At 42.1% G+C, this 17,317-nt stretch carries 8 protein-coding genes; 7 read left to right on the top strand and 1 reads right to left on the bottom strand.

The features are described from left to right. Positions 1-8: 8 nt before the first annotated feature. Positions 9-245: a hypothetical protein gene (locus MMU05_RS11900; RefSeq protein ID WP_241141903.1), complete on the bottom strand. Its 237-nt coding sequence runs from the start codon at positions 243-245 to the stop codon at positions 9-11. A gap of 716 nt (positions 246-961) precedes the next feature. Between MMU05_RS11900 and MMU05_RS11895 the strand changes: the two genes are divergently transcribed. The 7 genes from MMU05_RS11895 to MMU05_RS11865 all read left to right on the top strand — a co-directional run bounded on the left by MMU05_RS11895 (position 962) and on the right by MMU05_RS11865 (position 17,262). Then, positions 962-3,979, top strand: a complete 3,018-nt coding sequence (locus MMU05_RS11895; RefSeq protein ID WP_241141902.1) for a SusC/RagA family TonB-linked outer membrane protein — start codon at positions 962-964, stop codon at positions 3,977-3,979. Between the two features lie 18 nt (positions 3,980-3,997). After that, entirely contained in the window at positions 3,998-5,515 is a 1,518-nt protein-coding gene (locus MMU05_RS11890; RefSeq protein ID WP_241141901.1) for a RagB/SusD family nutrient uptake outer membrane protein, read from the top strand. 117 nt (positions 5,516-5,632) lie between these two features. Continuing rightward, complete coding sequence (locus MMU05_RS11885) at positions 5,633-8,935, top strand: VCBS repeat-containing protein (RefSeq protein ID WP_241141900.1); 3,303 nt, start codon at positions 5,633-5,635, stop codon at positions 8,933-8,935. A 304-nt stretch (positions 8,936-9,239) separates the two neighbouring features. After that, a complete protein-coding gene (locus MMU05_RS11880) occupies positions 9,240-9,533 on the top strand; it encodes a hypothetical protein (protein ID WP_241141899.1) in 294 nt (97 codons plus the stop codon). A gap of 466 nt (positions 9,534-9,999) precedes the next feature. Continuing rightward, the gene (locus MMU05_RS11875; protein ID WP_241141898.1) at positions 10,000-10,587 is read left to right on the top strand and encodes a hypothetical protein; all 588 of its coding nucleotides are present in this window, start codon (positions 10,000-10,002) and stop codon (positions 10,585-10,587) included. Next, complete coding sequence (locus tag MMU05_RS11870; RefSeq protein ID WP_241141897.1) at positions 10,577-13,906, top strand: VCBS repeat-containing protein; 3,330 nt, start codon at positions 10,577-10,579, stop codon at positions 13,904-13,906. Before MMU05_RS11875 ends, MMU05_RS11870 begins: the two co-directional genes overlap by 11 nt. An 86-nt stretch (positions 13,907-13,992) precedes the next feature. Beyond that, entirely contained in the window at positions 13,993-17,262 is a 3,270-nt protein-coding gene (locus MMU05_RS11865) for a VCBS repeat-containing protein (protein ID WP_241141896.1), read from the top strand. Positions 17,263-17,317 lie beyond the last annotated feature (55 nt).

Below are 17,317 nucleotides of genomic sequence, written 5' to 3'. Positions count from 1 at the left end.
GGAATCTCTTAACGCCATTCCTTGAGTCTGTCAGGGATCTGCTGCGGGATAAATTTGGTAACAATATTCCTGATCGGGTTTTCTTCACTATTATTCCAAGCATAAAAAGGGTTGAAAAATTGGTAAGCCATGGTATTTTTGGAGGATTGTTGGGAGTAAAAAAATGCTGTGCCAATACAAATCAGGAAGACGATTGCCCATTTTTTGCGCTCATTGTCCCTTTTTCTTTTATCAAAAACCTTCATACGGCTAAGATACAGAATAGAATAAAAAAGTTGAATCAATTGAAGAAAAAATAACAATTTCAATATAAAATCAGAATCAGGTATGAACGCCCAAAAAGGGTTATGCCTTAGATTGAAATACCAAAACCGCAAAATAGTTCTACTAAATTTCGTGAAATCGACGGTTATTGCACAAGTCGGCAACTAGGACTTTCCATTAATTGAATGTGTGAAAAGGATAATTTCCCTTTAAAAAGTTACCCATTCCGGGAGAAATAGACCACTGTTTTTTAGGATAAAAATTGAACCAAACCGCTCCACTTTTTGCCTGTTTTAAAAGCAATGTCAGGGGAAAATATTGGCCTGTATAATCCTGATTATTGATGGATTACGGCAAGATTATCCAAAATGCAAAAATAAGCTTACTACATGGTAATCGGGTATGATTTCTGATTTTACCAACTAAAGGGTTGTTTTAAAGGTCAATTTTCACATTTTTAATAAAATCGAAAAATTTTAAGTATTCGAAAAATTCAAACGTTTTCGGTTACCGATTCAATCTATAAAAATCAATTTATTTAACGATTAATAAAAAATAACATTATTCTGTTAACACCCACTCGACCAAAAGCCACAAAGGGCAAATGTTAAAAATTGCAAAATATAATTTAAACATTCAATTTAGAATTGAAATCAACTACATAAACAATTTCGTTTTTTTCAAAACAACAAACCCTATGAGAAATTATTTACAAAAACTAAAGGCTTTTGCTCTGGTTTCAGTACTGATGGTAATCAGTATGACCTCGGCTTTTGCTCAAGGCAGGGAGGTATCGGGAACCATCCTGGACGCTACCCTTAAAGATCCCCTTCCGGGAGTAACAGTCCTCGTCAAAGGAACCACCCGTGGTACAACCACTGACCTGGATGGAAAATTCAAACTTACTGTAGAACCGGGAGATCAAACTCTGGTTTTCTCCTTCGTTGGCTTTACAGCGCAGGAAGTAGCTATTGGAAACCAAAGTATTTTTAACCTTGAATTGGCTGAGGATATCCAAAGCTTACAGGAAGCTGTCGTCATCGGTTACGGTACACAGGACAAGAAGGAAATCACTTCTGCTGTGACCAATGTCGGTTCAGAGCAATTTAACCGTGGTAACTTCCCAAGCCCAACCCAATTGCTTCAGGGTAAAGTAGCCGGTCTTTCTGTAACGCGTGCAGGTGGTAACCCCAACTCACAGCCAACTTTGAGATTGAGAGGTATTTCCTCATTTGGAGCGAATCAGTCTCCCCTTATTGTATTGGATGGAGTAATTGGTGCCTCTATAGATGCTGTCGATCCCAATGACATCGAATCATTTGACGTATTGAAAGATGCATCTGCTTCTGCCATCTATGGTACAAGAGGTTCTGCCGGTGTGATTTTGATCACTACCAAAAAAGGTTCTACCAAAAAAGGAGGAGCAAATGTAACCATCAATACTTTCGGAGCTGTTGAAGTTCCTACCAACCTGATTCCTATTCTTTCTCCGGAAGAATTTGTGGCTAGAGGCGGAATAGATTATGGTTCAAGGACTGATTGGAGGGACGAAGTGACCCAGACAGCATTGAACGGAACTGTCAACGCATCTGTATCAGGTGGATTTGATAACACCAATTATCTTGCTTCTGTCAACTACCGAAATAACGACGGTATTGTAAAAGGCACCAATAGAGAAACGTTGAACACACGTTTTAACCTTAACCATGGTCTTTTGCAAAACAGGTTGAGAATGAACATGAGTTTAGCATATACCCAAACAAGCACCAAAGACGTAAATGGTGAAGCAGTAAGATATGCCACTATATATAACCCAACGGCTCCCATCTTTGAAAGAGATTATAATCCAGCCGAGGAAACAGCAGCTGCAAAGGAATTAAGGTTGAAAAATGCAAACAGGGATTTTGGTGGTTATTTCCAAAGACCGTTGTTTGATTATTTCAACCCCGTTGCATTAATCAATCAGCAACAATTCACCAATGACATCAAGAGTGCTATCTACTCTTACAGATTGGAATATGACCTGAGTGATAAGTTTGTTATTGCTACCCAATTCTCTGAAGATAGATTGACTGTGAATTCCACCCAGTTTTTCTCTTTCCAAGATTTCAATTCAGGATTTGGACGCAGTGGATCTGCGGGACAAAATTTGTTCAATAATACAACTAGTATATTGAACGGTACCATCAGATTTCAAGATGAGATTTTTGACAAAATGGATTTCACATTCTTAGGAGGTGCTGAAACACAGATTTCCCTTGCCAACGGATTTAATGCCTCTTCAGCAAGATATCTTTTTGATCAAGGACCTAATAACCTTGGAGCGGGTGGTTTAAGATTTGGACCGGGAACAGATATGGGTTCTTATGCTCAGAGAGCAGTATTGAACTCTTTGTTCGGTAGAGCCAATTTCAACTACAACAATACCTATTTCTTTTCTGCTTCTGTAAGAGCTGAAACCTACTCAGGATTCGGTAAAGACAATCAAACCGGTGTATTCCCTGCTGTAACCGCAGGTGCTGACTTGACCCAAGTTTTGGATATGGGTCCGTTTAGTCAATTCAAGCCTAGGGCTTCTTTTGGAGTGACAGGTCAGTTGCCTCCTTCCCCAACTTTGGCTTTGGGTATTTTCGGTAACGGTAACAGAATTCCATTGAACTTAGCAGAACCGATCAACTCAGTTTTTGTTGGCGTAAATCAATTGCAAAATCCTAATCCTCAGTTGAAGTGGGAAACGATGCAAGAATTCAACTTTGGTTTGGATTACGCCTTGTTGAATGGAAAAATCACCGGTACCATGGATTATTGGACCAGGAATATTTCTGACTTGTTGTTCAATACGCAAGTACCTGTAGGTGCTCCTAACGAATTTGATCCGGGAAACTTCTACACTTCTCCATCCATTTGGGCAAACATTGCTGATTTGTCGAGTGCGGGTTTTGAATTCCTATTGAATGTCAACAATATAAAATTGGGTATGGTGACTTGGAATCCTTCTGCAAACTTCACGATATACAGAAGAACTACTATTGATAGGATCGGTGTAGGATCAATCAGCTTACCTGAAATCCGTCAGGCAACACCTGGATCTCCAGGGCAAAATAACAACGAAATCATTTGGAACAGGGTAGGTGAAGAAATAGGTAATTTCTATGGTCCAAAATTCTTGGGATTGACCGAAAACGGAGAATATATCCTAAGCACAGAAAGACCTGAAGAATTTGAGAACTTAGGGAACGGTCTTCCAACTGCTGACTTTGGTTTCTCTAACTCATTTGCATACAAAAACTGGGACTTGAATTTCTTGCTAAGAGGAAGTGTCGGTCACTTGATTTATAATTCATTCAGAGGGTTCTATGAAAATGCAGATGCATCTTCTAACACTTGGAACTCAGTCGTTACCAAAAATACCCCAACCAACCCACTTGTGACCTCCACACCGACATTCTCTGACCTCTATCTAGAAAGAGGGGATTTCATCAGGTTGGATAACTTACAGTTGGGATATAACCTTCCGGTCAAATCTGCCTCAATCAGTAATTTCAGATTGTATGCAGGTGTTCAAAACCTTTTCACGATCACACAGTTTTCTGGTGTAGATCCTGAAGTAAGATGGACAGATGGTGGAAATCCTTTGGCTCCCGGCATCGAAAGAAGAAATACCTATTTCGTTCCCAGAACTTGGACCGCAGGCTTAACGTTTACATTAAAATAACATAAACTCAAAATAAATATGTTACGATCAATTAAATCATTATTTGTTGGAGGTCTTATGGCAGTTACCATGGGATCGTGCTGGGAGTTAGAACAAGAAGTTCTGACAGGGGTAACTCAAGACGATTTGGCAAACAGCCCTCGTCCCGAGTTGATTGAAGTACTGAAGCAATCTGCCTATGCTGCCGTAGTCGGCAACTGGGGAGGTCACGGAGGTATGTGGAGTATCAACGAAGTTTCTTCTGACCAATTGGCTATTCCTCAAAAAGGTGCTGACTGGGAAGACGGTGGTATCTGGCTAAGAAACCACAGACATACTTGGGCTGTAGGTGACGGTGCTTATAACGGTGCTTGGATATATTGCTTTAGAATCGTGGGTGAGTCCAACTTATTGTTGCAACAATACCCTGATGTAGAAGCCTTAGGTGCTGAATTGAGGATCCTGAGAGCCTTGGCTTACCTTTGGTTGATTGATAACTTCGGAAATGTTCCCATCATTGTGGAAACTGACAGATCAGGAGATCCTGCTCAAAACACAAGGGCTGAAGTTTTCGCTTTCATCGAAAGTAGTATCAAGGACAATGTAGAGTTGCTTCCTAAAACCAATGTGAAGACCAATTTGAATTATTGGACTGCACATATGATTTTGGCCAAGCTTTACCTCAATGCAGAAATTTATTTGAGCGCTACACCAGGTGTGGCGGATCCAAGTAAAGGAAAATGGGCTGAGGCTGAAGCTGCTTTGAATGTAATTATCAATTCAGGTCAGTACAGTTTGACACCAAACTTCTTCCAAAATTTCTCAGCGACGAATGCGAATTCAACTGAGAATATGTTTACACTTCCTTATGATGCAAACAACGCCGGGGGATTCAATATCCACCAAATGACTTTCCACTATTCAAATCAAGCTACATTTAACTTGGTAGATCAGCCTTGGAATGGTTATACCGCATTGGAAGAATTTTACAATAGTTTCGAAACTGGTGACCTAAGAAAAGGATCATTGAGAGAAGGTATACAAAGATCTTCTACAGGAGTTGTACTTACCGATGGTGCAGCAGAGGCAAATGATCCTGATGGACCTGTCTTGAATTTCACTCCAAATATCAATCAATTGGCACCAAATGCATTCAGACAGGCGGGAACAAGAATCAACAAATTCGAAATTCCTCTAGGATCTGCTCCCAACTTGAACAATGACTTCCCTATCTTCAGGTATGGCGATGTGATTTTAATGAAAGCAGAATGTGCTTGGAAACTTGGAAGAACTGCTGATGCCATTGCTTTGGTCAATCAGATCAGGGCTAGATCATCGGCTCCTGCATTGACAACTTTAAATGCTGATATCCTATTGGCAGAAAGAGGAAGAGAATTCTTTGCCGAAGGTCAAAGAAGATCAGATTTGATCAGATTTGGAAGATATACTGCCGCATGGTGGGAGAAGCCAACTTCTCAGGCATTCAGGGCCTTGTTTCCAATTCCTCAAGCCCAGTTGCAAATTAACCCTAACTTGAAACAGAATCCAGGATATTAATCCCTATATTTTGAAATCAGAATGAGAAAAGAAGTGCACTTACGTGCACTTCTTTTTGATTTAATGGATACCTTCGAATTTGTGAAAAATCCAGTATCCCAAATTAATCCTTTCCTAATGTCATTGGTGATCAGCCGCTACTTCCTTCTCATTCCCTCCTTGCTATTGTTGTTTTCCTGTTCCAAAAAAGAGGAAGAGACATTGAAACTTTTTGAGTTGATGGAAAAAGAAAAGACCGGAATCGACTTCAATAATAACCTTGACTATAATGAAAAATTCAACCCATATCTTTTTAGAAATTTTTACAACGGAGCAGGGGTAGCACTTGGCGATATCAACAATGACGGTTTGGTTGATGTTTTTTTATCAGGAAATCAACAGGAAAATAAGCTTTACCTCAACAAGGGAAATTTTCAATTCGAAGATATTACTGACAAAGCAGGGTTGGCTGTACCAGGAATCTGGTCTACAGGAGTCAGCATGGCCGATATCAACGGTGACGGCTGGCTGGACATCTATGTCTGTAAATCGGGACCTTTGGGCGGACCTCAGCGATACAATGAGCTTTTTATCAACAACGGTGACCTGACCTTCACCGAGAAAGCCAAGGAATATGGAATCGCCGATGAAGGACTTTCCCAGCACGCCGTATTTTTTGACTATGACAAAGACGGCGATTTAGACATGTATCTGTTAAACAATTCCGCGAGGTCTATCGGCGTAAATGACCTCCGGATCGGACAAAGAGATAACCGAGATCCTTTTGGTGGAAATAAGCTTTACCGAAATGACAGCGGAAATTATACCGATGTCAGCGAATCGGCGGGAATTTATGGTTCTGCCATCGGCTATGGATTGGGTGTGACAGTAGCTGACCTCAATAAGGATGGTTGGCCGGACTTGTATGTTTCCAATGATTTTTTTGAAAAAGATTACCTCTATATCAACAATGGCGACGGTACATTTACCGAATCCCTAGAAAGCATGCTTACTGAAATCAGCATGGGTTCGATGGGTGCCGACATCGCCGACTTGGACAATGACGGTTGGCAGGATGTCTTTGTCACTGAAATGCTACCGGCGACGATGGCAAGGGTAAAAACCAAAACCCCATTTGAGGAATGGGACAAGTACCAAGCCAATGTTGCGGGGGGATATTTCCATCAGTTTACCAGAAACACACTTCAAAGAAACCTAGGTTTCCAACCCAATAGCAATCAGGTTCATTTTTCAGAAATCAGCAGACAATCCGGCGTTCATGCTACGGATTGGAGTTGGGGGGCCCTGATTTTTGACACAGACAATGACGGACTCAAAGATATTTTTGTAGCGAATGGCATTGTCAAAGACCTGACAGATTTTGATTATGTCGATTATTATGTCAACAACCAAGACCTGATCGCCCAATTTAGACGGGACAGTATCCTATTGACCAAGATGATCGATGAGTTCCCTTCCAATCCTCAGATGAATTTTCTGTTTCATAATGAGGGAAATTTCAAGTTCAAAAACATAGCTGCAGGATCAGGAATGGAGCAATTGACCTTTTCTACCGGGGCGGCTTATGCAGACCTTGATAATGACGGTGATTTGGACCTTGTGGTCAATAACCTAAACGGCGAAGTGGCTGTATTTAAAAACAACAGCAGAGAAATCAACAAGAACAATTTCCTTCAGTTGGAACTCAAAGGACAATTTGGAACCCAAGTGACACTTTTTGCAGGAAATGACCTGTTCTATGCGGAGCACAATCCAGTCAAAGGCTATATGTCTTCCGTAGACCACAGGCTCCATTTTGGACTCGGTCAGGTAGAGAAAATTGATTCCGTGATCGTCCTTTGGCCAAATGGAAAAACAACAAAGTTAACCGATGTTTTACCGGATCAATTGTTGGTATTGGACCCTTCCACAGCGACTGAAGATTGGAAATCTGTCAAGGCGGCTACAAATCCCCTCCTCCTACCCTCTTCCATCAAACTTCCATGGAAGCATCGCGAAAGTGATTTTATTGATTTTGACAGAGACAGGCTGCGGTTCCATATGATCTCCAATGAAGGACCAAAAATAGCTGTCGGTGACATCAATGCAGATGGACTCGATGACCTTTTCCTTCCCGGTGCAAAAGGACAGGCCTCCTCAGTATTTATTCAAAAGGCCTCGGGAGACTTTCAACTCCACCAAACATTTGAGGCCGATTCTTTAGCTGAAGATGTAGACGGGTTGTTTTTTGATGCGGATGGAGATGGCGACTTGGATCTCTATGTTGTCAGTGGAAGTCTGGAATTCAGTGCTTTTAACATGAATTACCTGGATCGGCTTTACCTAAATGATGGAAAGGGGAATTTCTCCAAAACAAAAGAAAGCCTCCCCATGGTTTTTCAGAGTTCCTCTTTTGCAAAGGCATTTGACCATAACGGAGATGGGGAAATGGATCTTTTGATCGGAACGAGAACAGTGCCATTTGCCTATGGTGTACCGGGTGATGTGACCCTGTTGGAAAATCAGGGCAATGCTGTTTTTGTGGATAAAACCATGGAGTTTGCTCCGGAATTGAAGAATATCGGAATGACAAGAGACGCCTGGATCGGGGATTTGGATGGGGATGGGACAGCCGAAATTCTGATAGCCGGGGAATGGATGCCACTCAGGGTATTTAAGAAAACCAATGGGAAATATTCCGATGTGTCCGCTGCCTTTGGATTTGAAAATACAGGAGGTCTTTGGAATACCCTCCACGTAGCAGATGTCAACGGAGACGGCCTGCCGGATATTCTGGCGGGAAATTCAGGAACCAATACACGTCTCCAAGCTTCTTCTGAAAAACCCTTGCAATTACAAATCAACGACTACGACCAAAACGGAAGTATAGAGCAAATCATGACACAATATGAAGGGGACAGTACTTATCCTTTGGTATTAAAATCCACTTTGATCAAGCAATTGCCTGCCTTACGAAAGCAATTGTTGACTTATGATGCTTACAAAAACAAAAGATTGGAGGACTTATTTCCACAGGAGATTTTGTCCCGAAACATGGTCCTGAACGTACATACTTTAGAAACGAGCCTGTTTATCAATCAGGGAAATGGTACATTTGCAAAAGCAATTCTGCCCTATCCCATCCAAAGCAGCCCGGTCTATGCTATCCATTCCTTCAAAGATGATTTGGGAAAAATCAATCTCCTCTTCGGGGGAAACCAAAGCCGGATCAAACCTGAGTTGGGGATCAATATGGGGAGTTTCGGTTGGCACCTGTCAGGAACCACAGAAAAAGACCTTCGGGTGATTCCTGCCAATCAATCCGGATTCTTTGTCCGTGGAGAAATCAGGGATATCAAAAGCATCAAAACAGCGAAAGGAAATAGAATTGTGGTGAGCAGGAATAATGATGTACCTGTGGTGTGGGAATTGGTGAAATGAGCTGGAAATAGTAAGAGGTTAAAGGTTGGAGGTAGAAAGTGAAAGAAAAAAATCACCACAGAGCTCACTGAGGCCCCAGAGAAAACGGTGGAAGGAAGACCACGTAGTGGTCAAATCTTGGTAGGATAGATGGGGAAAGAAAAGATTCGATTTTTGGCAGAAGTAATCTCAAATCCGAATTTGCTTCCCGCCAAAAACAAGAGAGAGTTGAGGGTAGAGAAAAAAAATCACCTCAGAGCGCACTGAGGACTCAGAGAAAATGGCCGAAGGAAGACCGCGTAGTGGTCAAATCTTGGTAGTGTAGATGGGGAAAGAAAAGATTCGATTTTTGGCAGAAGTAATCTCAAATCCGAATTTGCTTCCCTCCAAAAACAAGAGAGTTGAGGAGAGAGAAAAAAAATCACCTCAGAGCTCACTGAGGGAGGCCCCAGTGAAAGCGGTGGAAGGAAGACCACGTAGTGGTCAAATCTTGGTAGTAAAGATGGGGAAAGAAAAGATTCGATTTTTGGCAGAAGTAATCTCAAATCCGAATTTGCTTCCCGCCAAAAACAAGAGAGAGTTGAGGGTAGAGAAAAAAAATCACCTCAGAGCGCACTGAGGACTCAGAGAAAATGGCCGAAGGAAGACCACGTAGTGGTCAAATCTTGGTAGTATAGATGGGGAAAGAAAAGATTCGATTTTTGGCAGAAGTAATCTCAAATCCGAATTTGCTTCCTGCCAAAAACAAGAGAGAGTTGAGGGTAGAGAAAAAAAATCACCACAGAGCTCACTGAGGCCCCAGAGAAAATGGCCGAAGGAAGACCGCGTAGCGGTCAAATCTTGGTAGTATAGATGGGGAAAGAAAAGATTCGATTTTTGGCCGAAGTAATCTCAAAACCGAATTTGCTTCCCTCCAAAAACAAGAGAGCGTTGAGGTGAAAGAAATAAATCACCACAGAGCGCACTGAGGGCTCAGAGGAAAATAAAAAGTGAGAGATAAAGGTTTGAGTGAAGAAAAGAAAGAATCCAGGAAAAAAGAATCAAAAAGGGAATCAAGTAAGTTTAAAATTTAGAATCAAAAATAAATGATCAGAGTATTCATGTTGCTGTTCGCTTTGGGTTTGGTGGTTTCATGCAAACCCAAGTCTGAATATGATTTGGTAAAAGAAAGGGAACTTGCATCAGGAAAAGTAGTCGATGACCTATTTCTGGATATCAAATTTGGGATGGGAAGGAAAGAGTTTTTTGGCACCTGTTGGGAACACAATAAAAATGGAATCTTGGTCAATGGGGATCATTACCTTCAGATTCAGTACATTCCAAAATTTGCCTCCGGAAAAAGTGTACAAATGAACTTTTACCCTGATTTTGAAAATGACAAACTGTTTTTCATGCCGATGGAGTTTGGATATACGCAATGGTTTCCAGGAAATGAGGAGTTTTCAAATGAAAATCTGATCACCGATGTGGTTGATTTGTTGGAATCTTGGTATGGCGAAGGCTTCTTTGAAGTAGCCAACAAGGACAAATCCATCAGCGCAATGGTCAAAATCGACGGCAACAGACTGATCAGAGTCTTTAAAAAAAATATCAACACAGTCCGGGTTGAAATCCTCGATCTACGTGTCAGGGATATCACCGAAATGACAAAAAAAGTAGAAGATGCATCTTAATAAATCCCTCTTAATTTCCTTTTTTATTGCCGCGGCCATTGCTTCATGCAAATCCCCTGAACTTGAAAAAAAGGATACCCTTTTCGAAAAAATAGAATCTTCCGCTTCAGGGGTAACATTCAGAAATGACCTTCCTTTTGATGAGAAGTTCAACATATTCACTTACCGTAACTTCTACAACGGCGGTGGTGTGGCCATGGGTGATGTTAACAATGACGGGCTTATTGACCTTTACCTGACTTCCAATCTGGGAGAAAATAAACTCTACCTGAACGAGGGTGATTTCAAGTTCAAAGATGTAACCGCGACAGCCGGAGTAGCAGGCACGAGGGCTTGGAGCACAGGCGTGGCGATGGCGGATGTCAATGGCGACGGATTTTTGGATATCTATGTCTGCAATTCGGGGGACATCGCAGGGGACAACAAGCAGAATGAGCTTTTTATCAACAACGGAGATGGCTCTTTTACTGAAAAAGCAGAGGCATATGGCCTAGCCGATCAGGGATATTCCACCCACGCAGTGTTTTTTGACTATGACAATGATGGAGACCTCGATGTCTATCTGCTCAACAATAGCTATCAGTCAATCGGCAGTTTCAATAAAATGCAAAACGAAAGGCCTAAAAGAGACCCTGTCGGTGGTGATAAGCTATTCAGAAACGACGGTGAAAAATTCACAGACGTATCAGAAGAAGCAGGAATATATGGAAGCACGATTGGATTTGGATTGGGGATTACCATCGGTGATGTCAATCAGGACGGTTGGATGGATATTTTCATTTCCAATGATTTTTTCGAAAGAGACTATCTCTACATCAACAATCAGGATGGGACTTTTACCGAAAGCCTGACGACTTACATGCGTGCTATCTCAGCAGCTTCCATGGGTGCGGATATCGCGGATATCAACAATGACGGTCATTTAGACATATTTGTCACTGAAATGCTCCCCGAGCCCTCAGAACGTCTCAAACAGATCACGACTTTTGAAAGCTACGACAAGTTTCAGTTCAACGTCCAGCATGATTACCACTACCAATACACGAGAAACATGTTTCATATCAACAATGGGGACGGTACTTTCTCTGATATGGGAAGATTGGCCAATGTAGAAGCGACCGATTGGAGTTGGGCAGCATTGATGTTTGACATGGACAATGACGGCTTGAAGGACATTTTCGTGGCCAATGGTATCTATAAGGACCTGACTGATCTGGATTATCTCAATTTCATCGACAATGATGAAACCAAACAGAAAATTATCAGCAAAGCAGGTGTGGATTACAAAGCTTTGGTAGATCCGATGCCGATCAATCCTGTCTCCAATTATGCTTTCAAGAACAAAGGAGACCTTGTTTTTGAGAATGTCATACACGAATGGGGCATGGGCGATCCCATCCATTCCAATGGATCGGCGTATGGAGACCTTGACAATGACGGCGCCATGGATCTTGTCATCAACAATGTGAACAATGAGGTCCTGATTTATAAAAACAGATCCAAGGAATTGGCTCCTGAAAATCACTTTCTTAAAATCCAGCTCACCGGAAAAGAGAAAAATACAGCTGCAATCGGCACCCAAGTGAGGTTGGTAGCGGGAGACCAGATTTTTTACCAAGAGCAGATGCCCAACAGGGGTTTTCAATCGTCGGTTGACCCAAGGCTGAATTTTGGTTTGGGATCGAAAACAAAACTGGACCAGGTTCAGGTCAGGTGGCCGGATGGCAAAATAACCTTGCTTCGAGATATTGCTGCTGATACGGTATTGGTTTTGAAATGGGAAGAAGCAAAAGATGCGGAGGAAGGATTTGCATTTTTTGAAAAGTCTGCTAGTCAGATTTTCTCTAAAGTTGATCCAAATACCATTTTGGATTATTCCCATCAGGAAAACCTTATGGTTGATTTTGACAGGGACAGATTGACTTATCATATGCTCTCTACCGAAGGGCCAAAAGCAATTTGGGGAGATGTGAATGGGGATGGATTGGAAGATGTATTTATCGGTGGAGCCAAAGGTTTTGCAGGTCAGCTATTTATCCAAAATGCCAATGGGAATTTCAGGCCAACGGACCAAAAGGTATTTGAGGCTGACAAATTCTCTGAAGATAGAAACGGGATATTCTTCGATGCCAATGGAGATGGAAGTCTTGATTTGGTGGTGGCATCAGGCGGTAATGAATCAGGATTCGGTTCGCCGGATCTGGCGGATAGATTGTACCTGAATGACGGAAAAGGAAACTTTACCAAATCCGAAAACAGCGGGCTACAGTTTCTGACCAACAGTTCGGCTGTGATCAGAGCATTGGACATCAATGGCGATGGCGCAATGGACCTTTTTGCAGGGTCGAGATTGGTACCGTTTGTCTATGGAGTCAATCCCAACTCTTCTATTTTGATCAATGACGGCAAGGGAAACTTCACCGATGGTACTGTCCAATTTGCACCACAGCTGAAAGAGCTTGGAATGGTGACCGATGCGGCTGTGACCGATTATGATGGCGATGGAAAAATGGATTTGGTGATTGTAGGAGAATGGATGGCCCCGACATTTTTTAGAAATACAGGCAATAAACTTGAAAAAATAGAAATGCCGGAAATGGCAGGGTACAAAGGATGGTATCAGGCGATTGTGGTTGGGGATTTCAACAATGACGGCAAACCAGATTTTGCATTGGCTAATCATGGATTGAATACAAGGTTTAAAGCTTCGGTAGAAAGTCCTATCCGCATGTATGTCAACGACTTTGACCAAAACGGATCGGTAGAACATGTGTATGTCAAAAAACAGGGAGATAAACATGTTCCTTTCACCCTAAAACACCAACTCGAGGGACAATTGCCGGCACTTAAAAAGAGGTATCTCAAATACAGCGCATACAATAATCAGACTTTGGAGGATATTTTCACCCCGGAAGAAATCAGTAAATCAGTCATGAAGGAGGTTAATTTCCTCTCTTCTGCGGTATTAATGAATCAGGGCAACGGGAAATTTGAAATGAAAGCCTTGCCTAGATTTGCGCAGCGCTCATGGATGCATGCGGTATTGGTGGCAGACCTCAATGGCGATGGCAATCAGGATCTGATCATGGGGGGAAATCTTCGGGGCGCCAAGCCGGAAGTCGGGCAATATGACGGAAGTTATGGAGAAGTGCTGATCGGAAAAGGCGATGGAACGTTTGACTATTGGCAAAACCGCGACCATGGTTTGAAATTGGATGGAGAAATCAGGGATTTGAAAATCCTGGAATTGAAAGGCAAAAAGCTCTTGATGGTGGTCAAAAACAATGAACCGGTGGAATTTTGGGAGATAAAGAAATGAAAGTTAATCTCGCAAAGGCGCAAAGGCGCAAAGTTTTGAAGCTTAGAAATCTTGATTTGAAACCATCGTCCTATTTAGTAATAGGAATGTTTTCTTTCATTTTTATGGGATTATTCTCCTGTTCCAAACCCAAAGAGGAAACACTTTTCAAACTTTTAGACTCTAAAGAAACCGGAATCGAATTCCGAAACGACCTCGTATCCTCCGAGGAGATGAACATTCTCGAATACCTGTACTTCTACAATGGAGGCGGTGTGGCTACCGGGGACATCAACAATGACGGTTTGGTGGACATCTATTTCACTTCAAACCAAGGTGAAAACAAATTGTACCTGAACAAAGGGGATTTCAAATTTGAAGATATCACCCAAAAAGCGGCGGTCACAGGCGATGGCGGTTGGTCAACCGGAGTCACGATGGCAGATGTCAATGGAGACGGATTGCTGGACATATACGTCGCCCAAGTCGGGGATTACAAAGGCCTGACCGGAAAAAACAAGCTCTATATCAACAACGGTGATTTGACTTTCTCCGAAAAAGGCGCAGCATACGGAGTGGATTTTGTGGGTTTTTCGACCCATTCGCTGTTTTTTGACTATGACCAAGACGGAGACTTAGACCTCTATTTACTCAATCATTCCATCAAAAAGCCTGAAGTCTTTGCCAATGCAGACACCAAATTCACGAATCAAGATGAAAAAGGCGGAGACAAACTGTTCAAAAATCTTTTGGCAGAAGGGGAAAACAGGATGGTTGAAGTTACCGAAGAAGCAGGAATCCTTTCAAGCAGTCTGGGTTTCGGCTTGGGAGTAGGCATGGCTGACATCAATGGGGATGGTTGGATGGATTTGTATGTTTCCAATGATTTTACCGAGGATGATTACCTCTATATCAATCAGGCTGATGGAACCTTCAAAGAATCCTTAAAGGAATATATCTCCAATACCAGTCGCTACAGCATGGGAAATGACCTGGGAGACATCAACAATGATGGCTTGTCTGATATTTTCACCACAGACATGCTTCCCTCCGATCCCCAGATTTGGATGAAGTCAGTAGGGGAAGACAAGCAGGAAGTATTTGATGTCAAAAAGCGTCTCGGCTACGGCGACCAATATGTCCGAAACCACCTTCAACTTAATCGCGGTGACGGAAAGTTCAGCGAAATCGGTCTTTTGACCAATACTTTTGCCACAGATTGGAGCTGGTCTCCCCTGATTTTTGACATGGATAATGACGGCCAAAAAGACATCCACATTACCAATGGGATAGTCAAACGCCCCAATGACCTCGACTTTATTCAATATAGTCAGGAACCAAGTCCAGGTCTGTCAGAAAAGGAAATCCAAGCGAAACAGATTAATATGTTGCCTACGGTCAAGCTTTCCAATTTTTCTTTCAAGAATGAGGGCGATCTGAAATTTACCAATATGGCCAAAGAATGGGGCTTGGACCAACTCTCCTACTCCAACGGTTCTGCCTATGCGGATCTGGACAATGATGGAGACCTTGATTTGGTGGTCAATAATATTGACCAAGAAGCATTTTTATACCAAAACCAAACTGCTGCAAAACTTCAAAACCATTTTGTTCAGTTTGATTTGAAAGGAGAAAATCCCAATACTTTCGGGATTGGTGCGCAGGTATTTGTCCATAGTGGGGAAGAAATATTTCACCAAACACTGAGCACTTCCCGAGGATTCCAATCAGGAACGTCCACAACTTTGACTTTTGGTTTAGGGAAAAATTCTGCTTTGGATTCTGTGGTGGTTGTCTGGAATGCCACAGTTACAGAAATTTTCCGAAACCTTGCCGTCAATAAAAGACATCTATTGGAAAAAGGAAAAGGGAAGAAATCTTCAATTTCCATTAATGGCTCAACCCCGATTTTGGAAGTCAGGGATTTTGGTATTGATTGGACCCATGAAGAAAACCTTGATTTTGATGATTTTAGAAGGGAATATTTGATCCCAAGAAAGTATTCGACTGAAGGTCCTGCATTGGCAGTAGGAGATGTGAATGGGGATGGTCTGGATGATATTTTCTTTGGCGGGGCCAAAGGTCAGGCCGGAGTTTTCTATTTTCAGATGGAAGGTGGCAAGTTTGAAAAAAGTAATCAGCCTGTCTTTGACAAACTGAATATGGCTGAGGACGTGGTCGCAATTCTGGAGGATTTTAACCTTGATGGCACTTTGGACCTTTACATAGGAAGTGGAGGTAACGAATCTACGAGGAAAGAATTTTTCAACTTTGACAGGCTTTTCCTGAACGATGGCAAGGGAAATTTCTTCTTTTCCATGAATTCCCTCCCTCCTATTGCCGAAAATACCTCGACCCTCGCCGTCCACGATGTCAATGGAGACGGGGCACCGGATATTTTTGTCTGTTCCGGCATTGTTACAGGCAATTATGGTGAAATCCCCAAAAGCTATTTCTTGCTCAACGACGGCAGAGGCCAATTCAAAGAATCTACAATAACCTATTTTGGAGAGGGTTTTCAACCTGGCATGGTCAAAAAGGCAAAATGGGCTGACCTGGATAATGATGGAAAAAAAGAACTCGTATTGGCAGGAGAATGGATGCCTGTGCAGGTTTACCGCCAAAATCCCGAAGGAAAATTTGAGTTGGCCAAGACCGAATCCCTAAACTTTCCAGGTTGGTTTTTTGGTTGGGAAGTGGAAGATCTGGACGGAGACGGGATGGGAGATATCTTGGTAGGAAACCTGGGATTGAATTCCAAACTCAAAGCAAGTCCCGATAAACCTGTTTGGCTTTACCACGGAGATTTTGATGAAAACGGGCAGGCTGATCCCTTGATTTTCCATTATATGGAAGGTCATTTGGTTCCTTTTGCCACGAGAGATGACCTGATCAAACAGATCCCGGGCATCAAAAGAAAACATCCAAATTATATTGAATATGCCACTATCCAATCCCCTTCAGATCTTTTTGAAAGTTCTCAGATTGATAAGGCTTCCAAATACCAAGCTTCGGAATTTAGATCAGGGGTATTTTGGAACAAAGGTGAAAAAGGATTTGAATTCAGTCCATTTCCTGTTGAGGCACAATTCAGTCCCCTCCATGGTTTTGCCTCTTTCCAATCCAATGGGAACCAATACCTGCTCGGAATCGGGAATTTCCATGGCTTCCGCAATGATTTTGGCAAAGTAGATGCACAGCCTTTGGTTTTGATGAAATGGGAAAATGGAAATTGGGAGACCATGCCGATGGGAATTAACGGGAAAGAATATTGGGGGGAATTCAGAAACATTTCAAAATTGAAATTAGTTGAAAAAGAAATTCTGGTAGCGGTTAGAAACAACGGAACTCCTCTGTTTTTCCAGTTCAAACCATAAAACCTGCTTAAAATCAGTCTATTTGGACAATGAAAATTAATGTAAATCTGGGAAT

Origin of the sequence: Cognataquiflexum rubidum, from assembly GCF_022538115.1 — a bacterium.
Taxonomy (GTDB): domain Bacteria; phylum Bacteroidota; class Bacteroidia; order Cytophagales; family Cyclobacteriaceae; genus Cognataquiflexum; species Cognataquiflexum rubidum.
This window is presented reverse-complemented; position numbering and strand designations above follow the sequence as displayed.